This is a genomic window from Paenibacillus wuxiensis (genome assembly GCF_040195695.1).
Classification (GTDB): domain Bacteria; phylum Bacillota; class Bacilli; order Paenibacillales; family Paenibacillaceae; genus Paenibacillus_B; species Paenibacillus_B suaedae.
Genome location: NZ_JBEFZI010000002.1, coordinates 195370 through 215603, shown reverse-complemented (window position 1 = coordinate 215603; position 20234 = coordinate 195370). Strand labels below are relative to the sequence as shown.

18 protein-coding genes and 2 pseudogenes are annotated in these 20234 nt (G+C 41.8%); 5 read left to right on the top strand and 15 right to left on the bottom strand.

Translation table 11 applies throughout. From position 1 onward, the window contains the following. Window positions 1-100 precede the first annotated feature (100 nt). A complete protein-coding gene (locus tag ABN764_RS04265) occupies window positions 101-2032 on the bottom strand; it encodes a fructose-1,6-bisphosphatase (protein WP_446671034.1) in 1932 nt (643 codons plus the stop codon). A gap of 410 nt (window positions 2033-2442) precedes the next feature. Continuing rightward, window positions 2443-3699 carry an MDR family MFS transporter gene (locus ABN764_RS04260; protein ID WP_315746083.1) on the bottom strand — a complete coding sequence of 419 codons (1257 nt, stop codon included), beginning with the start codon at window positions 3697-3699 and terminating at the stop codon, window positions 2443-2445. A 455-nt stretch (window positions 3700-4154) separates the two neighbouring features. On the opposite strand from ABN764_RS04260, the pseudogene ABN764_RS04255 reads away from it, so the two are divergent. Both ABN764_RS04255 and ABN764_RS04250 read left to right on the top strand, forming a co-directional pair. Further along, window positions 4155-4634: pseudogene (locus ABN764_RS04255) on the top strand (DUF899 domain-containing protein); the annotation flags it as partial. Window positions 4635-4756: 122 nt separating this feature from the next. Then, window positions 4757-4834 (top strand): annotated as a pseudogene (locus ABN764_RS04250) (hypothetical protein); the annotation flags it as partial. Window positions 4835-5058: 224 nt separating this feature from the next. On the opposite strand, the gene ABN764_RS04245 reads toward ABN764_RS04250, so the two are convergent. Next, on the bottom strand, window positions 5059-5517 hold the full coding sequence (locus tag ABN764_RS04245; protein WP_021261678.1) for a EutQ-related cupin domain-containing protein: 459 nt from the start codon (window positions 5515-5517) through the stop codon (window positions 5059-5061). Between the two features lie 654 nt (window positions 5518-6171). Between ABN764_RS04245 and ABN764_RS04240 the strand changes: the two genes are divergently transcribed. Continuing rightward, entirely contained in the window at window positions 6172-8037 is a 1866-nt protein-coding gene (locus tag ABN764_RS04240; RefSeq protein ID WP_446671033.1) for a S8 family serine peptidase, read from the top strand. 107 nt (window positions 8038-8144) lie between these two features. On the opposite strand, the gene ABN764_RS04235 is transcribed toward ABN764_RS04240, so the two are convergent. The 4 genes from ABN764_RS04235 to ABN764_RS04220 all read right to left on the bottom strand — a co-directional run bounded on the left by ABN764_RS04235 (window position 8145) and on the right by ABN764_RS04220 (window position 10285). Further along, the gene (locus ABN764_RS04235; protein ID WP_446671032.1) at window positions 8145-8306 is read right to left on the bottom strand and encodes a hypothetical protein; all 162 of its coding nucleotides are present in this window, start codon (window positions 8304-8306) and stop codon (window positions 8145-8147) included. Between the two features lie 218 nt (window positions 8307-8524). Continuing rightward, window positions 8525-9253 carry a DUF981 family protein gene (locus ABN764_RS04230; protein ID WP_072729361.1) on the bottom strand — a complete coding sequence of 243 codons (729 nt, stop codon included), beginning with the start codon at window positions 9251-9253 and terminating at the stop codon, window positions 8525-8527. 102 nt (window positions 9254-9355) lie between these two features. Continuing rightward, on the bottom strand, window positions 9356-9694 hold the full coding sequence (locus ABN764_RS04225; RefSeq protein WP_072729360.1) for a DoxX family protein: 339 nt from the start codon (window positions 9692-9694) through the stop codon (window positions 9356-9358). Window positions 9695-9856: 162 nt separating this feature from the next. Next, entirely contained in the window at window positions 9857-10285 is a 429-nt protein-coding gene (locus ABN764_RS04220; protein WP_174810752.1) for a MarR family winged helix-turn-helix transcriptional regulator, read from the bottom strand. 311 nt (window positions 10286-10596) lie between these two features. On the opposite strand from ABN764_RS04220, the gene ABN764_RS04215 reads away from it, so the two are divergent. Then, entirely contained in the window at window positions 10597-10932 is a 336-nt protein-coding gene (locus ABN764_RS04215; RefSeq protein WP_174810751.1) for a hypothetical protein, read from the top strand. Beyond that, window positions 10929-11018 (top strand): hypothetical protein, encoded by a 90-nt coding sequence (locus ABN764_RS04210; protein WP_446671031.1) that lies wholly within the window; start codon window positions 10929-10931, stop codon window positions 11016-11018. The genes ABN764_RS04215 and ABN764_RS04210 overlap by 4 nt, the downstream gene beginning before the upstream one ends. A 60-nt stretch (window positions 11019-11078) precedes the next feature. Here the strand turns inward: ABN764_RS04210 and ABN764_RS04205 are convergent, their stop codons facing one another. From ABN764_RS04205 to ABN764_RS04170, 8 genes are all read right to left on the bottom strand, one after another. Then, window positions 11079-11609, bottom strand: coding sequence for a GNAT family N-acetyltransferase (locus tag ABN764_RS04205; protein ID WP_446671030.1), 531 nt, complete (start codon window positions 11607-11609; stop codon window positions 11079-11081). 127 nt (window positions 11610-11736) lie between these two features. After that, window positions 11737-12024, bottom strand: a complete 288-nt coding sequence (locus ABN764_RS04200) for a hypothetical protein (protein ID WP_446671029.1) — start codon at window positions 12022-12024, stop codon at window positions 11737-11739. Window positions 12025-12254: 230 nt separating this feature from the next. Then, window positions 12255-14600 carry an NPCBM/NEW2 domain-containing protein gene (locus ABN764_RS04195; RefSeq protein ID WP_446671028.1) on the bottom strand — a complete coding sequence of 782 codons (2346 nt, stop codon included), beginning with the start codon at window positions 14598-14600 and terminating at the stop codon, window positions 12255-12257. Window positions 14601-14945: 345 nt separating this feature from the next. Beyond that, the gene (locus ABN764_RS04190) at window positions 14946-15962 is read right to left on the bottom strand and encodes an aminoglycoside phosphotransferase family protein (RefSeq protein ID WP_446671027.1); all 1017 of its coding nucleotides are present in this window, start codon (window positions 15960-15962) and stop codon (window positions 14946-14948) included. Beyond that, window positions 15959-17026 (bottom strand): ribosome small subunit-dependent GTPase A, encoded by a 1068-nt coding sequence (gene rsgA, locus ABN764_RS04185; protein ID WP_446671026.1) that lies wholly within the window; start codon window positions 17024-17026, stop codon window positions 15959-15961. The genes ABN764_RS04190 and rsgA overlap by 4 nt, the downstream gene beginning before the upstream one ends. Window positions 17027-17416: 390 nt before the next feature. Beyond that, window positions 17417-18091, bottom strand: a complete 675-nt coding sequence (locus tag ABN764_RS04180) for a YqeB family protein (RefSeq protein ID WP_072729355.1) — start codon at window positions 18089-18091, stop codon at window positions 17417-17419. A 30-nt stretch (window positions 18092-18121) separates the two neighbouring features. Next, window positions 18122-18721, bottom strand: coding sequence for a TetR/AcrR family transcriptional regulator (locus tag ABN764_RS04175; protein WP_174810370.1), 600 nt, complete (start codon window positions 18719-18721; stop codon window positions 18122-18124). Between the two features lie 357 nt (window positions 18722-19078). Next, window positions 19079-20218 carry an efflux RND transporter periplasmic adaptor subunit gene (locus ABN764_RS04170; RefSeq protein ID WP_446671025.1) on the bottom strand — a complete coding sequence of 380 codons (1140 nt, stop codon included), beginning with the start codon at window positions 20216-20218 and terminating at the stop codon, window positions 19079-19081. Window positions 20219-20234: the final 16 nt, after the last annotated feature.

The window sequence follows — 20234 nt, the reverse complement described above, 5'->3', positions numbered from 1 at the left end:
TTGCTTCTTAGGTATTTTTTCTATGTTCTCTAAATGGGGTCCTGACCAACCCCCCGGGCGGCTCTTTTACCTTTAACAGTTGCTTCATTTAGCAGCTGTTTCATTTCATGTAGCGATATTCCAGGAGATTCTTCAAATTCGAGATTTTCTGCAGCAGCTTCTCCCCGACATTGGTTTCCCTCACCAGTTTCCGTTCCAGTTCTTTGTCCACCAGTCTTTTTACAGACAATACGTCCGTTCCGTTACATAACACATCTTCTTTTGAATTAAATTTCTTATGCGCGACGAGCTGCATGCCAAAGGAATTATACAACAAGGTATATCCGGCGATACCCGTTGTGGATTGATAGGCTTTGGAAAAACCGCCGTCAATGACGACCATTTTCCCATTTGCTTTAACAGGGTTCTCTCCACTAATTTCTTTAACCGGAGTATGCCCGTTAATGATATGTCCATGATCCGGATTCAAATCAAACTCTTGCAGGATTTTCCGGCAGATCTCCTCATTTTCCCGCAAATGGTAGTAAGGGTTCTTTCTCTCCTTATGGGTTTCTTTATCTTGGATAAAGTACCGCTCAAAGGTGGTCATTTCTCTCTTTCCAAAGAGCGAGGAACATTTCCCTGTCCAGATGTACCATACCATATCCGTAGCCAGATCATCCGTCTCTTCCGGAGTCGCAAAGGCGTAACGCAAATAATATTCAAAAACATCGATCAGCTGACGACCCGAATAGGTCTTGTCTTCAATCTGCATTTCTTCCATGTTTCCTTCTTCATTCAAAGGAATGCAGCCGTGGATCAACAAATTCCCGTTGTATTTTAAATAAAGGCTGCCCTTTTTCATAAGGAAATTCATATGTCTGGCCAGCTTTTCGGAATGCTGAACGGAGAACAGCAGCTTCTCCATCACCTGTTGTTCTTCCTCCAGCAATTGTTCAGGCTGCTGCGGATTTACGGTAGCGAAACAGGTGTTTTCCAGCGGGTACGTTTTTCCGCCGATCTTGATTTCATTTTTGTCGTAATCGATCTGCTCAAGCAAAAGCCTTTCAGACATATGAAAGTAAGGACGTCTCTTGATAATCGGGATTTCAAGCTTAAACTGGATCATGGCAATGGCTTGATGGATTTTAGTAATCTGAAGGATTTCCTGCTCCGATACGTTATGGCCTTGCTGCAGCTTCGGTCTGAAGGCTGGGTTGTCATCATAGTATTTTTCCGCCAAGTTCAGCAATGGGCGAAGATTGATTCCGTATACGTCTTCGATGATGTCCAAATTGTCGTATCTGGCGCAGATCCGGATAATATTCGCAAGGCAGACCAGAGAACCCGCATAGGCGCCTATCCACAGGACATCATGGTTCCCCCATTGAATGTCTACAGAATGGTGGTTGATAAGCGTATCCATAATTTTATCGGGGTCCGGCCCGCGGTCATAGATATCTCCGACCACATGAAGATGGTCAACCACTAGGCGCTGGGTCGTATAAGCAAGGCCGATAATCAGCTTATCCGCCTGACCCAAGGAGATAATCTGCCGGTATATTTCCTCATAATAAGGATCCTTATTGTTGGTAGAATCCGTCTTGTATAGAAGCTCTTCTATAATATATACGAACTGCTCCGGCAGAGCTTTACGCAATTTCGAGCGCGTATATTTGGAGGAGGCATAAGAAATGAGCTTAAGCATTTGTTCAATCGTTTGTCTATACCACCGGTTCAAGGCTTGTTGATTGCACAGGTCTCCTTTAACCAGCTGTATTTTTTCTTCAGGATAATAAACTAACGCCGCAAAATCATTGATTTCTTTATCCGTCCAAACCTCTTGGAACAATTCTTTGATTTTCTCTTTTACGGTACCAGAACCGTTTCTGAGTACATGCTGAAAAGCCTGGAACTCCCCATGCAAGTCACTGACAAAATGTTCAGTTCCCTTGGGGAGATTGGAGATCGCTTTAAGATTGATGATTTCTGTTACGACTTTTTCTTCCGTATCATATTTCTGGGCCAATAAATCTAGAAACTGCGCATCCAATATATTGTCCTCCTTTAAGGAAACGGTGATATCCAGCCAGGTATACTTAGAAGACCTATGGCCTTTTTGGGGCTAGCCCGCGTACCTTCAAACTTAGTGCGAACAGTAAAGGGAAAAAACATTAGGTTTCCGAGGTTCCCTTTGGTATTATGCTAACAACTTCGCTTCTATGTGACTCAATTCTTCTTTCGATAGCACTCCATCAAGGCTCACCGATGAGTTGCCCCCTTGGAATAGCTCATCCAAAGGCCGAGCCATTCCATAAGGGCATTTGTACCAACATACCACTATGTTTTCCCTAAATCAAAGACAAATATGAAGACTACCCTGATAATAGGGCTTTTACTTGAATGTGCCCAGAAGGAATCGAGCCCAAGATTGCGCGTTTGTACCGGATGCTTGAACGTGTTTCAAGTTCCTGTCCTAGATGCAGATTCATCATATGCATAGATCTTAAAAAGTTTTATATAAAGAATAATACTAATTAGTGAACAGACAAGGATGAAAGTAAAAACCCCCATTGGAGGTACCCATGCCGATAAAATAACGGTCAAGGGTGCTGCGAATCTCCCAATCGTGAATTGCAGCCTCGATGCCCCCATATATTGCCCTCTCGCGTTCGCAGGTGCATACTGACTTACAAAATTATTGGTCACCGGAGCTCGTATGATTTCTCCAAACGTAAACACGACCGTGATAAGGAATAATAACCAAATATGCGTCGTTAATCCAATGGCGAACATGCCCACCCCAGCCAAAGCGGATGACAGAATGAACACGTCTCGATCTTTTAAGCGATTTAACCATTTTGTAGTGGGTAAAACAAATAGAACGAATAGCAGCCCATTTAACCCGAGAATCCATCCAAATACTTCTGTACTCGTAAGCCGGAGCGTCCAATCATACCAAGTGAATAGGGGTTGCGACGGGACATATTGCGTGACATATATCGCTAAATACAGATCCAATTGCATGATTGTTATAATAGAGAAAACGCCTGCCAGAATATATAGAACAAATATTTTATCCTGAAAGATGATTTTATAGCCTTTCCATTGTTCTTTTATCGAAGTTGAAACTGCATGTAATGAAACCTTTTTGCTGGTACCCGGCATACTCTCATGAATTCTCAGAAAGATTGCAATCGTATAGAGCAGCATGACGATTGTACAAGTCCATAGCAGCTCACTTCGATATTGAAAGAAAAAAAATGCGCCTAATGCGGGTCCTAATACAGCACCAATATTATTAGCTGTCGTAAACGTGGCGAACACCTGACGTCGATCCTTATCGGGAATAAGATCAGCTACCATCGCATCACTAGCAGGTCCATAGAGGGCACCTCCTAATCCAATGCCAATATAGGCGAAATAATTAATCCAATGCGAACTGGACAACGCAAACAATGCGAACATACACGCTTTAAGGGAGGCGCCTGCCAACATCATGGGACGACGTCCCACCCTATCCGCTAAACTCCCTCCAACCATGCTGCCAAGTATGCCAATGAGAGGCGGAATCGCCATTAACATCCCTGCCGTCTGTTTACCTAATGATTCGCTAAAGTAGACCGTAATAAAAGGGAAGTACATCCAAAACAACAAATTGAACAGCCCCTCGCCGATTAGGCGAATTTTCAAATTCACATCCCAAACATGTAATTTCAAATGTTATCCCTCTTCTCTAACGCAAACATCCGTATAGGTCAACGGATATTCACCTTTTCCCCGGCCAGGTAATCCAATGATAAAGTACCTGGGAAATTAAATATAGACTTATAATTTTTAATAAGTTATACTAATAATATGGAAATTCGAGGTAACCCATTTTAATTTAACTGCTCCAAAAAACGAACATTTGTTCGAAATGGTATCATAAAAACAGACGCTCTTATGTGAGAGCGTCTTTGTTCATGTATTCTACGATCCCTAATGCAATGCCACCAACAGCTCTTACTAACAACGCTATTTTTGATGAGATTCTCTCTTCAGACTCAATAAACTCCCCGTATGTGTTCTTTCTGAAATACAAGATGTCTCGGATAATCAGCAACGACCAGTGATCGCCAAAAGCCCCTAAAGAAAAATTAAATTTCCAACTCATATAGGGAGGAATGGATTAAATGAGCATTTCTTCAATGCCTCGGATCGTTTCAGAAGAAGAGTGGCAGATTGCCCGTCAAAAACTGCTCGTCAGAGAAAAGGAGCTCACCCGCGAGTTAGATGCACTTGCTGCGGAACGTAGAAGACTGCCAATGGTGAGAATTGAAAAAGATTACGTGTTCGAAGGATCGAACGGCACTGCAAGCCTGCTTGATCTTTTCGAAGGACGGCGCCAACTCATCATTTATCATTTCATGATGTCTCCAGGCTCTGATCATCGCTGCCGCGGCTGCTCATCCTTTGTTGACAACATTGGCCACCTATCTCATCTGCACGCCCGTGATACTTCCTTCATACTCGTTTCGCCAGCACCCTTTACTCAGATCGAATCATTTCGAAAGCATATGGGCTGGACTATCCCTTGGTATTCCTCAAACGGCGACAATTTCAATTTCGATTGCGGTGCAGGCAAGGGATTTGGTTTGAGCATCTTCCTGCGTAATGACGATAGTGTGTTTCGAACCTACTATACGACTGCACGCGGTGTGGACAGGATCAGAGCCGATTCAATCTCCTCGATCTTACGCCTTATGGTCGTCAAGAGGAATGGGAGGATTCCCCTAAAGGGTGGCCGCAAACACCTCCATACACGTGGTGGCGATTACATGACGAGTACGAAGTGAACCAAGATGGAAAATAACCCTTTCATAGGTCCCGTTAAATGGGGAGAACTGTTTAGGAAAGAAATTCTCATTTCCTACAAGAACTAATGGATACGATATTCACGGTTTGGTACGACCCGTAACCCGGTTCAATTCAGAGATCATAGAAAATGAGGCTGCCGTTCCATGTCGGTAGCCTCGTCCTTGGTGATTGTTATCTCCGAAATAAACCGCTTAACTCTGGCAAAAAGAAATTAGCATGTTACGCTTGTTCTGCCCAGTTAGCCGGATATGTTACATAGATAAATCGTGCATATTCTGGCACAGAAAATTGAATCTTACTTCCATTCGGAATCAGGATCACTTCTCCTGGACCAGCTGACACCTTTGTACCATCAATGATAACATCCAGATGTCCCTCAATCACATAATCAACTTCATCATAGTTAAGTGTCCAGTCAAAGGTTGTTTCTTTCATCTCCATGATACCGCAGCCAAGTCTTGGACTTTCCTTAAGCGAGAAAAGATCCTTACAATAGACGATATCATTCGGGTTGCCTGTATCGAGACGATCCTCTTCTGTTACTTTCATATTTGGCACTTTAACAGAAGTGATCCCTCCAGGACCTCTATGAACGTTCTGTTCAATAGCATCAGCCCCTACTTTTTCCATGATGATTTTACGAACCATCTCTTCAATCATCTTTTTATCGATACTCATGGGTACCCTCCTCAAATTTCTAGGTGCAGTTTTTTGGAACCAATTTACATGGAATGAGCATAGCAACCATTACAGCCAGAATAAACATAAAGAGGCCTAAAGTTATACCGCTTCCTATCAAGTAGGAATGATATAACCTTAAGCCTCTTTGCTCTAAGTAAGACTACGCCTTTGTAGTCCTCTATTACATTATTAACGTGAATGAAACTGTTGTTCCACACGCTGTAGATTCAATTTGCATGCTCCCTTTTAGTTTATCCTCTACATAGCTATTTACAATAGATAAACCTAAACTTTTTGTGAACATTCTTCAACGTTGAATCCTTTGCCATCACTGGTTTGCAATATCTAGATTTCACCTCGTTATCGCATTCAAATTACTATGATTAGCTCTCACAAGAGCTAATTACAATAAAAGGGGATTATTCGATTTTATATCCTACTGAACCTATGTGAAATAAAGTAAATAGAAGTTTTAACGTGATATCTGTATATATCTATCGTTGTTTACGCTTACCTCGGAATTGATCCATTATTTACCTTACCTTATACTGACAATTGTTAGCCTATTTATTCAGCTAGCAACAGAAAAATTTAAGAGAATGGAAAGGAGAGATTACTATTATACACACTTATTCCCGATTAAAAAAAACGTTGTCCGTCGTTCTAGCCACGACCGTGCTTTTATCATTTGGTACTTGGTCAAATGGAGCATACGCTTCAGAGAGTGGACAGTCCTTTCCAACGAGTACATCATTCTCCAACACTGCAACTTCAGTATTTGAAGAAAAAATTGTCGTCAAACTTAAAGAACAAGCCTTCCTGCCAAGTAATGAAGGAAAACTTCAATTGCAACAAGAAGTATCTCCGCTCTCAGCTGTACCAGAATTATCGTTTGATCCGCTAATCTCAGAGGAATTCTTACCGTCAGCTAACAAGAGCTTAGCTGCTAATCCTTTTGCATCCGTGTTTGATCGCTATTATTATTCCAAAATCCCCGCTGGTGCTGACGTCGAACAGTTGTTGCAAACGTTGCGAAGCTTCCCGCTAGTTGAGGAAGCATACGTAAGTAAAAAACCAGAATTGGCCAATGCGCCTCTTCCGAACACAACACCAGTCCTTCCAAGTGATGATCCGCGCTTCTCCTTGCAAAGTTATGCGCAAGCAGATCCTCTAGGTACTAACGCTCCCTATGCTTGGCAATTTGAAGGTGGCGATGGCAAAGGCACAAAGTGGGCCGATATCGAGTGGAATTGGGCTTTAAATCATGAAGATTTAGCCGCTCACAACATACAGCTTCTACCAGGTGGCGCTAATGATGGAGATGCTAGTCACGGTACGGCTGTACTCGGGGTTGTATCCGCAGTTGACAATAGTATCGGCAATATCGGGCTAGCCAACAAAGCTACTCCGATTGTATCCTCTTTAGTTCGGACAGGTGGTACAGCAGAAGCAATTTTAGCGGCCACACAAGTATTATCTCCGGGTGACGTTATTCTGCTCGAAATACAGATCGGTTATGGCGGTCCTTGGTTACCTATCGAAACACTGCCGGCAGAGTTTGATGCAATCCAATATGCAACAAGCCTAGGTATTGTCGTTGTAGAAGCGGGAGCCAATGGTGGTGTTGATCTCGATCAGTACAAGCAGGATAATAAATACATCTTCAATCGAGATCTCCCCGATTTCAAAGATTCTGGAGCAATACTTGTTGGAGCGGGATCATCAACTGCACCTCACTACAAACTCGGCTTCAGCAGCCATGGCAATCGAATCGACGCCTACGGTATTGGTGAGAACGTTGCTACCTTAAGTGCAACAAGTACCGCTTCGACAACCGGTTATACCAACTACTTCAATGGAACATCTTCCGCTTCACCTGTCGTTGTAGGTGCGATTCTACAACTGCAAGGGATTGCTAAAGCCAAATTCGGCGTGCCGTATTCGCCAGATGAAGTTCGTAGAATACTGAGATGGTTACCGTTTAATACCCCGACTACAGATATAGCAAATGACAGAATCGGTACCCTACCTAATTTGCAACAAATTATAACGAATTTACCTACGCCAGGTGCTGTACCTACCGATACAGAAGCACCACTAGCACCAACCAATCTAGTTGTTAATACTACCTCTGGCACAGTTAACCTGAATTGGACAGCTTCTACGGACAATGTTGGATTGATCGGCTATGACATTTACGTAAATAACGATCCTTTTGCTAAAGCAAGATCAACTAGCAACTCCGCCACGATCAGTGGATTAACAAGTGGTTCATATACGTTTACAGTTAAGGCTCGGGATGGCTTTAGTAATTTGTCTGCGGCAAGTAACTCGGTGACCGTTCAAGTTCAAGTTGACCCCTGCCCTGCTCCATGGAGCGCTTCCTCCACTTATGTTCAAGGTGACATTGTTTCTTATAATGGAGTGAAGTATCAAGCCAAATGGTGGACGCAAAATGAATACCCAGATGTGAAAAATGGTCCGAACGATGTTTGGACTGTGCTCGGTCCATGCTAAAAGAATAAAACTTGATCAAATAAAAGAGAGGTAGGGGCATATCCATTCCCTACCTCTTCTACTTATTATCTTCGATAACCCTATACTTCAGCTCTGTAAGTAAACCCCTAAGTCAGTCCATCATAAGGGTCAGCACTTAGTTTCAATTGTAATCGGTCAAAGCCCAAGTCACGGAACCATTTAATCGGTTCTGTCACTGACAAATCAATCTTCTGTTCACACAGAGAGAGAACACTGCTATCCAGCCCGATAATCGCTCTCATTTCCAACTAATTTGCCCGTTAGATGAGAAAAAGGCTGCCTTGTGGCAGCCTTAATGCAATTGATTTATCGTTCTCAGTCCCCTGCTGAAGCATTCTGCTTCTATGTTAGTCTAGTAACTGTACCAACCTATCACTAATAGCAGGTTAATTTTTATCCCTTTATCTTTTTATGCAACCCACATTTTATCGAATTGGGAGCGATAGTCATTGTATATCATTCAATACTATTTGGGCATTGTATTCACAATCAATCCAATATGTGTAAAGTAGTTCATGGCTCCAAATAGAACAAAGGCTATGCCTGCAAGTGCCCAAAGGAATTTAATAACTTTAGCAAAGTTTCGATTTGCGTCTTTGTTTAAGGCAAAAGGAAATAATACAGCTCCAATCCCTATAATCGCGAATAATCCTGACATAAAAGTAGCTTCCAACATTGGATAATCAGCAAAAGCTCCTGATATTGGTTCTTCTGGTGGCGCTGCAAATAATTGAAATCCAATACCTGCAAATGCGATTGAGATGAGTGCTAGCCCCATTGCTGCAGCAAAATAAGATACTGGTTTTAATAAATACGGTAATTCCGCCTTTAATGTATTGGATACTATTTTCGTATCGTTCATATTAATGCCTTGTTTTACATATAGATTAGATTTTCTCCATATTAAGACGGTTGCAGCCAGAAGCAGAACCCCAAAACCTAGAGAAGACTCACCAAATATAATATCATCAAATGGGAATCCAATCTTTGACAAGGGCCAAGTAAGGGTCATATGAGCTCCTGTTAGCGTTAATATAAACCCGGGTATTCCAAATCCTATAGCCCAACCTTCTAGTTGTCCAACTTTTCCTTTGGCTAAATGGGATTCAAATCGAAGCATTAATAATAACCCTATACCAGTTGCAACTGACATTATTGTGTTATAGACAGCTGTTGTTGACCAATCGATAACCATTTAAAAAAACTCCTCACTTAAATTGTTACATATTATTTCCTTTAACTTTATTCATATTTCTTCAGCAAAGTTAGAAGGATTTTATCATCACTAGCTTTCAAACTAGATCAAATGATTCATACTGACGATGATAGACAATAAGCAAAGTACGATAGCCGGTATTGCTTTTGGAAAAGGATCCTTAGCAACAGCAAGAAGAGTAAAGGCTGCGACAAACATCGTAACCGCTAGTAAAAATCCTGCAATAACAGCCGCTATTGGAAACCAAATACCTGCAAATAATCCGATTGCAGATGCAATCTCAATAAATCCCGTCAAAAAATTAAAGATGGGAGGCATGCCGAAACGCTTGAACTCATCTGCCATTTTACCGGAAATAATCTTACTCCCAGTAAACATAAAAAATAATCCTATAATAACTTGCAAAATGATAATAACCAAGAAAATCCCCCCTTTCTCGGAGTATATTATATGCTATAGCATATAATATACAAAAATAATTATTTCTTTTGACAAAATCGTTTCTTTAAAGCTTTCATGGACGTAAGACCATAGAGTCGGGTCTTGTGCGTACCGTCTCGGGTAACGTGGAACGAAGATGATCTAACCGTCATCCATAACACTTGCATACAGTTTTTCAAGTAAAGATTCCAGTACCTGAAATTCATCTTCACTTAAGTACCTTGTCACGTGCTTGTGTGCTTCGATGACAACCGGCAGTAGTTCTGATTTGAGTAGTATACCTTTATCGCTCAGATATAAGTTATGAGATCGTTTATCTGTATCATTTACAATCCGTTTGACGATCTCCTTCTTCTCGAGCGAGTGGATCATTCGAACAACCGTGCTCTGATCTCGGTCGATTGCTTCCGCAAGCTCTTTTTGAGTTGTTGGTCTATCCCCGTCTAGAACACTGATAATACTCCATTGCTCTGGCGTCATCTCATAGGGCTTTAATTGCTTTGTAAAATAGTTGGTCATTTTAACATCCGTACGGTGAATCAAAAAACCCGTTAAATTACACAATTCCATAGTTTTCACCCCCAATTATTATTATGGAATGTTGACTTACCTATAGTACCCCAGTACTCCAGTACACCTGATTCCAATTCACATAGTCACATCATTGAACCCATACTGTTTCATGTTCTTTCACAAAAATACATGCTATAGCATATAAAAATTTATTTAAAAAGTCAAGTTTTACTCCCTCTATGTAGAAACGCATTTCTCTTAAATGCTCACGTATCCTTAGAAGTTGACCGTTTGAACTCTCCCATGTCTCACAGAGACTACGCTCCCACATTCCTTCATTCAACCTGTCCATGAGGTGGAGGTCAGATATGCTGCCCGACAGGATCTTCGTCTGTAAGATAGTTGCGTTCCGACTCATCCGTGCTTCTTTTATCTGTCCAGCTAGCAACAGAAAAATTCAAGAAAATAAAAAGGAGAAAATATTATCTCCGGGTGACGTTATTCTGCTCGAAATACAGATCGGTTATAACGGCGGCCCTTGGTTACCTATCGAAACACTGCCAGCAGAGTTTGATGCAATCCAATATGCAACAAGCCTAGGGATTGTCTTTGTACCGTTCAAGTTCAAGTTGACCCCTGCCCCGCTCCATGGAGCGCTTCCTCCATTTATGTTCAAGGTGACATTGTTTCTTATAACGGAGTGAAGTATCAGGTCAAATGGTGGACACAAAATGAATACCCAGATGTGAAAAATGGCCCGAACGATGCTTGGACTGTGCTCGGGCCTTGATAATAAGAAGAGGTAGAGGCATATTAATCCCCTACCTCACTATTAATATCTTCAATAAAATCAATCTGATATTAATTTCGAATAAATACTGAGATCGTTAAACTTTCCGTCTACTCTCTCGTATTGTCTGAGTGTTCCTTCAAACCTGAAGCTGAGCTTTTGTAAAAGCTTCATAGAATTCACATTTCTGGGGTCAACCCTTGCTTCGATTCGATTCAGCTTTAAGGATGAAAATCCATGTTCTAACAGAGAAGAGATAGCTTCTGTAGCGTACCCTCTTCCCCAAAATGATTTAGCAAAGTCATATCCAATCTCTGCCTTGCCATTTTCAAAATCTAAGTCATTATAACCGCAAGAACCAATAATCTCATTGGACTCTTTTTTAATGATGGAGAAACGAATAGCCTTACTCTCTTGAGAAAGACCATCAAAGAGATTAATCATTTCCAGTGCTTGATTTTCATTAGTAAAACTACAAATATTCATAAATTTAGTTACGTCAGGATCAGACCAAATTTTAAACAAACTAGACGAATCCGATATCTTCATTTTTCTCAAATGTAAACGTTCTGTGTGTAACTCAGTAATCAATACTTTTACCTCCATTATATTTTAATAGTTAGGTTGAAAATATTGATATCTGCGCATAGTTCAGTCCCTTCATTTTTGAAGATAGTTTCATTATATAAGAGGCTATATGCTTTATCTACAATTAATCTCAATCCTTTATTTGCTTCTCATGTTCGGGGATCCATTGATCCGTCACAGGCTGGTGCGCTTGGACAAAGAAAAGAACAGGTAAATTAGGAGAGAAAGATTGCTTTTCTGTTGCATTAAAGTTGGAATACATGCTCTCTGCCTCATTTAATTGAGTAGTATTATACATGCTTTTGCGTATCAAAATGTTCAATTGTTCTTTCGTTTGTTCATCATAAGGGTCAGCACCCAGTTTCAATTGTATTCGGGCGAAGCCCAAGTCGAGGAAACATTTAATCGGTTCTGTCACTGACGAATCAATCTTCTGTTCACTCAGCGAGGGAACACTGCTATCCAGCCCGATAAACGCTCGCACTTCGTTAGGATATTGGTTCACATAATCCAGACTGTAGATCCCCGATCTTCCTTATTTCCTTTCCTATTAGTTGTTCAGAGAAAATAAAGAAAAGCAAAATAGCCCACACCTCGATAACAAGGTGAGGGCTATTAGACACTTACTAGTAAAGCAACACAACAATTCTATTTGATAAGACGAGCATTTACCCAATCGGCATGGTCACTATTTATACCATCTCCGCCATCTGTGACAATGAGTTTTAGCTCATTCTTTCCAGATAGATTAACGTTTACCTCTTTTGCCGCTGTATTTTTATTCATTACGCCACTAGTGAATACAACTTGATTGTCTACAACAACTTTGAACTCCACAGTACCTACAGTACCTACCTCACTATCTACCCCAACTAGCGCGGCAAAGGATGTGTACTGCCCATTCAGTTTGTATACAATTTCACTGTTAGCATGTGTGCCCAAACCTTTTGTATAGGTCTTGTCATTTAACTTGAGTGTATTTCCATCAACACTACGATCTTTTTGGACTGTTCCCCAACCTGCTGTGGCAGAAAACCAATTAATATCGCTGAGATACGTTGTAACAGGTTGTGGTGCTTCAAAGAGTTTAATCTCACTTGCAGATGCAAAACCATTTGTGCCACCACCTTGAGGTACTTCAAGTCGAACATATTTGGCAAGAGTAGGTGTGAAAGTGGCTGTCTTTTCTGTTTTGTCCTTTGCCCAAGTGCCTGTGGCAACCTCATTGAAGGATACTCCATCAAGACTAGTTAGGATTCTATATTTTGTAATAATTCCATTTTCTTCACTTTGTCGTGGTAGATAGGTTAGCTTGGTGAATGTTGTAGGATTTACATACTTCGCTGTAATATGGTAAGGAAACTGATTTGGGTTATTCCATGCACTGTGCCAGATAGTTTTTGTATCTCCATCAAATGCATATACTGCGGCATTACCCTGTGAAGTCTCTTCGCTATTTGCTGTTGCGGCAATGATACCCCCAATACCTTTTACCTTATCCATTCCATCAGTCGGTTTAATGATGTTATAATCTGACCCAAACCAAATTGGTGCGGTTAGAAGAGGTAAATTCAATGCATTAATCTTGTTTTTTGTTTCATTTGTTGCAGGTAAACCCCATTTATCAAAGAAAGGCGTCAAGTTATATTGAGCTACTTTTGAAGTGTTGAGAATAAATGCCTGTTTTTTCTGATCATCTGTAGTTGGCAGATCTGCTTGTGCCATCTCACGATATAATCGATGTAACTGTGGGTAGAAGTTATCCCCAAAAGCAAGATTAAGCTGCCACAGCATTTCTAATTTTGAATTAGAGTCTGCAAAATTCTTGGTTGGCTGATCTACAAACGTGAAAGCAGCTAAGTACTCGCCTGGGGATCTTGCAGGTTCAGTAGGCTTAAGAGCCTTCTTAGCGGCTATAGAATATATATTTACATTAACCTCAGTCATCCCATCCCAATTCCAAGGTGCTTGTTGTCTCAGATGACCTGCCTCATGATACTGCCCCCAACCCGTTCTTGTAAGGTCTAAAGCATCGGCACTTGCTCCAGTATCTTTAGGCATAATTGCCCCATCCCAATTTGCATATGCATACGCTCCTGGTATGGTATTTTCTGATTCAATAAAGCCAATCAAATGCCTATCTAACCGATGCCTAGGATCAGAATCAGAACTAGATAGTCCAGATATTTGATCCTGTGCTGTAATAAACTTATCATAAGTCTGTAAAAGAGTAGTTGGGTCTTGATTCAAGATATGATCTCTAGCAGTAGCATAATAGAAGACAAAGAGAGCTCTTTCTGATTGAAGAACAACAGAAGGTGCATTAGGATATGCATTCATCATTGCCTGCCAATCCGCATTTGTATTCTTGCCTAATACAAAGAATGGAACAGGACTCCCCCCGCTCACTACATTTACATTAATACTACCTTCATTGTTGCTGTTATCAAATGATAACAAACCGCCATTTGGTGAGGTAATTGTGTTTATGCCTGGTTGTAATGGATAAAAAAGCGCCCATTCTTTATCATGACGATGTATTCCAATAACCGCTGTAATTGGTTTGTCACCTGAAACTTCAATCTTAATTTGTTCATTGGGTTTTGCATATAAACCTGTTGGCTGATATATTTTTCGAGCATTTATGAATCTACGTTCTCGGTCGCCTTCCGCCCATATATCTCCAAGCGCTTTTACTTCAAAATTTCGCTGAACAAGAAGATTATTTAGCTCTGTAATGGCTTCCTCTGATGGTTTGATGACTGGCTCTGTTGGTTTGATGACTGGCTCCGTTGGCGTGATGACTGGCTCTGTTGGCGTGATGATCGGCTCCGTTGGTGTGATGACTGGCTCTGTTGGTGTGGTGACTGGCTCCGATGGTGTGGTGACTGGCTCTGAAGTTTGGGCTAGTGCCCAAGATGGCGAGCCAGCTACTACAACCGCTGTTACCACCGTAAGAGATAAAACCTGAAGTGACTTCTTGAGTTTTCTCATCAAATCCTCCTAGAACAAATGAAATTTATGCATAGCTAGCATTTACATGCTGGCGTATCCATCTTGGTAAGTAATAAATGGATTTCAGACTAAAATGATACTTTTTCATTCCAGTTTTTTACATTTGTTAAATAACACCGTTTATCTCTATTGCTTCAATTCCATCTTTATTCTGCTTTTAATAAAAAAAACAAACTCACAACATAAGCTGTAAGTTTCTATTGACAAATCGATTGATTCATTTCATCATGAATGTCGGCAATGTTCTTGCCTGAACAAAAAAATCCTAATGCTACGAAGTAGGCGTATGCCATTTCCATAGCAGAAGGATTTATTAGACAGGATCTACAAATTTCTCATCTCATAGATTTTTTGCAAGGTATTAAGGTGCATTGATTTATCTTCGGGCGACTCAGCGAATTTATACCACTCCACAAGCCTGTATCCGAACATAACAAGGATTAGTTCATAAATACAATGATCGGAGTTGTGAGACACATCCGCATATTCCGAAAAACCCCTGTAATACGCCGGAACGCATCTTTGGTAGTATTCAACCATATGACAGACATCCGCTTCGTCCGCTATTAAACTCGCGATATCCTCGCCCATATGCCCCCATCCGGCGGTATCCCAGTCGATCAGTACGATTTTACTCTCCGAGTAGAATATGTTTGCCACCCAAAAATCTCTATGGCAAAGCACGATTGGCAGCTTTTCAATGCGACTGAATATTTCGTCCGAATTGTTATCTAAGTCTATAAGCATTTTACATAGGTGCTTCGGGATTTCGCAGTCGTCGGAGCGTATGTAATCATACAAAACATTCCATGACCGATACCGCAGATAGTAGTTTTTTGTAAACTCAACCTTGCTTAAATTGGTCAAATTCTGCAATACGTTTGGTTGTTCAGCGTACAGCTTGCCTTGAAACCGCCCCAATTCCTTGGCTGTACGTTCATACATTTCGGAGGTCAGATTTAAACTTGACACACCATCAATATATTCCATCCATAGCTGTATCTCATCGCCATTTATTTCGGCGTGATAACACTCCGGACAACGGAACGAATCGAAGAAAACCTTGTTGAAATCCGATGCATAGAGATCGTATTCCCTTCGCCATGAATCCGGATCACCATAACGCTCCCATTTTTCCTGTGTTTTCCAAACTACCTTATACGGCAGATTTTCACCGTCGGAAGTTTCAGCCATGCCCGTTACAAGCCGAACATCTCCTACTGTCCCGCCTTGCAACTCTTTAAGTTGATAATCTGCGCGGATTATCGTCTTGCCGAGCATTTTACTCACAACAAGCACCAGTATTTCGGGCTTTACAAACATTTCATCATGGTTGTTCATTTCTTGTGTCCTCCATTTTTACCCTTATGTTGCATGGCAATCGACTTTTGCCACGCCCGTTTATTTATGAGATACCCCGTTTTATCATCCACAAACTTGTTTTCACGCTTCTGTACAAGGTAACGCTCCCAATGCTCTGGCGCCAATGATCCATCGGCAAGAGCGGCAAGAACTGCGCAGCCCGGCTCCGTCTGATGGCGGCAGTCACTGAAGCGACACTGTGTGAATAAATCCTCCACATCGTGATATCCCGCGCTGATCCCGTCGTCCGCACTGAACAACCCAAGTTCACGCATTCCCGGCGTATCAATAACCATCGCGCCTGAAGGGAGCATGAAAAGCTGGCGATGCGTTGTTGTGTGCCGACCCCGGCTGTCGGCCTCGCGGATACCCTTGACAGTCATTACATCCTGATTCATCAATGCGTTTAGCAGCGAGGATTTTCCAACGCCGGACATGCCGAGGAATACCACGGTTTTTCCTAGTTGCAGATATTCACTCAACTCGTCTAAACCACTCCCGGTATGACTGGAAACTGCGTGTACCGGCACACCAGGGGCGATTTTCTGAACCTCAGCTAACGATGCACTGAAATCCGGAGCCAAGTCAGCTTTTGTTAAAATTACGACAGGCTGGCCACCACTCTGCCGTGTCTGTGTCAGATAGCGCATGATGCGGCTGACCTTGAAATCCCAGTTTAGGGACGACACGATAAATACGTAATCAAAATTCGTTGCTACGACTTGTTCCAGTATGGTTTTGGCATACCCTGCTGCGTGTCCCGAATAATCAGCGCGGGAAAATTTCGAGCGGCGAGGCAGCAATTTGGCAATGCGCGAAGCGCCGCTTTCGTTGTATTGTAGAAAAACAAAATCGCCAACGCACGGAAACTCCTCTCGAGTCCCCACAGAGTGGTAGAATGCACCCTTCAATACAGCCGTCACTTCTCCTTGTTCGGTGATGACGGTATATTGGTCCCGCTGAAGTTCCGTAACCCTTCCGGGTATTAATCCTATCGGCGGCGTCTCGGCTTCGATATAGCCGTATTGTTTTAAATCAATCATTGAGCCGATCCTCTCCTAAAATTAATGTTGTTTTTGGGCATAAAAATACCGCGAACAAGCAGCCTCCTAAGAAGCTGCTGTTTCGCGGCGACAAGCCAAAAGTCGGCTTATAATCAAAAAGGGATACGACCTACATCGTATCCCGCTAACAGCAGTATTCACGAAAGGTTACTGTTTACGGCATAGCAAAGAAACACGGGTAATATTCCCGATTGTCTCATTCCAAGCTATAATCAAAGATTGGAATTTACTACGCCCGATATTCGGCTAAGTTAAAATCACCAATACCATATAAGCAGCCATTTAAAACATCTCCTTTCGAGGAAAAAAGTGGAATTAAAATTTCACTTCTATAGTTTTACATAAACCTTTGTGGAAATCAATAGGAAATTAGTATTTGATCTTTCGTACATATTGATTCTCGCCCTGATTTTTCACAACGATTCCTAGTTCACGTAAGTCCATTTTTAAATTTGTGGCCTTTTTCTTATCCCCTTCCCTAATTGCATTTCGACGTTCATATAAGATAGCATTCGCATTTTCTCCACATGCATGATCATCCAGGGTCCAAAGATTGAATTCATCTTTATACGGATCCTGTTCACTCCATGGGTAATGATGATACAGGAAGATTTCTCGTATTTTTTCCTTCTTGATGTCTGTCTTTTCGCTCAAAAGCTCTTGTCCCTTTGTTCCCGTAATAACGACAATATTATCTTCCATAAAGATTTCCTTTATCTCAGATTTACTGATTCTCTTTTCTATATTATCTTTATTGATCCGTATTTCTTGATCTCTTATGCTCATTTTCAATGCTTCACTATAGACTGTTAGTGATAAGAGAACGCCTATGACTCCTCCTGCGATCATCAAGATCACAGACGCCCAAAACGGGCTGAATGAAAGTAAAAGTTTAATGACTTTTGAATCGGAAAAGAAAGGTATCCTTTTTGCGAATTCCAACAACTTTGGAAGATACCAGCCTATCGTTCCTAACACAAAAGGAAATAATGCTGCAATCCATTTTTCCAAGAAGCCCATACCAATTGTGGATGTATTGTTCATTATGATTGTTACCTCCAACCTTAATGGATGTTACAAGACGACTTTCAAGGCTAATTTAGTTAGCTCATCAGCGTACTTCTCAAAACTAAAGGAATTTTTGTGCTTAAGCATACTTTCTTCAATCGCACCTTGAATCACAACACAGATCATTTCAACATCAAACTCATTCGAAAACTCTTGTTTTTGTTGTCCCTCGATTAGAATATCTTTGAGCAATGAATGTAATGGATCCTCTTCTTCTCCATGATCGGCCCTATAGTAAGGAATTCCTTCTTCGTTTTGAGCATTAAATATAATCTCAATTAATGCGATATTATTTTTATAGTTGGCTACTTGATAAGCCAAGCTGGCTCCAATATAGGCTTTCAATTGTGAACTAGGTGTTTCTTCTTGAACCACCTTTTCACTAATGAAATCCAACTTTTTGTTAAGCAAGTAGAGCAAGGTCTGGTTAATTAAATCCATTTTGTCAGAAAAATGATACGAAATTAACCCTGTACTTACTTTTGCTGTTTTAGCGATTTTGGTTAAACTGACATTGGTGTAGCCGAGTTCCTCAAGTGTGTTAATGCATGCTTGAATAATCTGTTCTCTTCTTGCTTCGGCAATAAAAGATTGTTTGTCTTCCATCAGAACCTCCACCGTTATTTAATTGGTCGTTTGTTTTTTAATTTGGTCGATCAATCAATTTTATTTTGCACATAAATCCCATTGCTGTCAATAGACAATTGTATCAACCAGATTGTAATGGCAAGAACAGTCGCCTAGATCCTCGAAAAGGCGCAAGCGGAGTGGATGTCAAGGGTTCCCACAATCTGCGCACTCCTCTGGCCACCATTCAAGTTCAAGACTATGGATATATGCTGGAGAGCTTGCCTTAGCAATGGAGCCACGAGGAGAAGCAGGTCATGAGATCGACGATTGGGGAAAAAGGAGATTATAGGCTTGAACTGATCTCCGACTTTGAGAAATCAATAGAAAAGTTGATTATAATCGAATTTTATCGCCTACCTGAAGTGGCTCGCTGCTCTCGGTGACGATTTTTTCCTCTTCGAATAGTCCTTCGGTTACGGCCGATACGGATTCATTGGAATCGATAACGGTAACAGGCAGCTTCCGAATGTAAAATGCGTTGCCGAGCGGGCCGTTTTTTTCCTCGATTCCAAACACATACTTTCCGCCGCCGTCATCGCGGATCGCTTTATTGGGTACGAGGAGCGCAACGCCCGTTATTTTCGTCAACTCGACCTGAGCATTCTCACCGCCTTTTATATCCTGATTTTTCAACGTAATCCGTATAAACTTCATGGCAACTTCGGCATTTGTTCCTTTTCCATCCGGAGCACCGGCCTGATTTCTGGAAAAGGCACTTTGGATATGTTCAATTCGGCCTTCAACTTGAAGAGCCTGGCTTCCCTCCACCCGCACCTTCAAGCTCTCGCCCGATTGCAGCGATGCGGTTATATGAGCAGGCGCAAGGAATTCAAACTGGAATCCTAGGCTTTTGTTTGAGATGACGACATCGGGAGCTCCACCAGAAGGCACCCCCTCCGTCACACCGATCGTCGTAATGATCCCATCAAATGGAGCAACCAGGTTGCCGTTCGCTTTCAAATCATGTTGCAGCTTTTGAATTCGTCGCCCCTGAACCTCGAGATCGATCTCACTGATACCAAGTGCATTTTTCGCTGCCGCAATCGCCTGTTCGTCCGCTTTGTGTGAAGCCTCGATAAAATCGCGCTTCAGCCCTTCCTGCGAAAGCTTCAGCTTTTTCAGACTCGCCCGTTCGTCCAGAATTTGCTGTTCGGCCGCTTCTGTTTCATAAGAGACGAGCCGCTGTCCTTTCTTCACAAGCTGCCCTTCCCTAACGTGTACTTTCTCGACCTTCCACCCCGATTTGTTCGATAAGCGCGCTTCTGCCTTCCATTTCAACACCCCGCTGCCCGTAAACGTATGAACAAGCTGTCCCCTGGACGGCAACGCCAACACCACCTTGGGCAAGCTCAGTGTCGCTAATGTATTGCTAAATAGCGTAAATCCAATCAAGAGGCCGATAAACAAGCCAAATACGAGGCGTATGGTTCGTTTCCGTCCCATTGCTGCCTGTTCACTTTGTTGAAACTCCATTCCGTTCACCCCATAT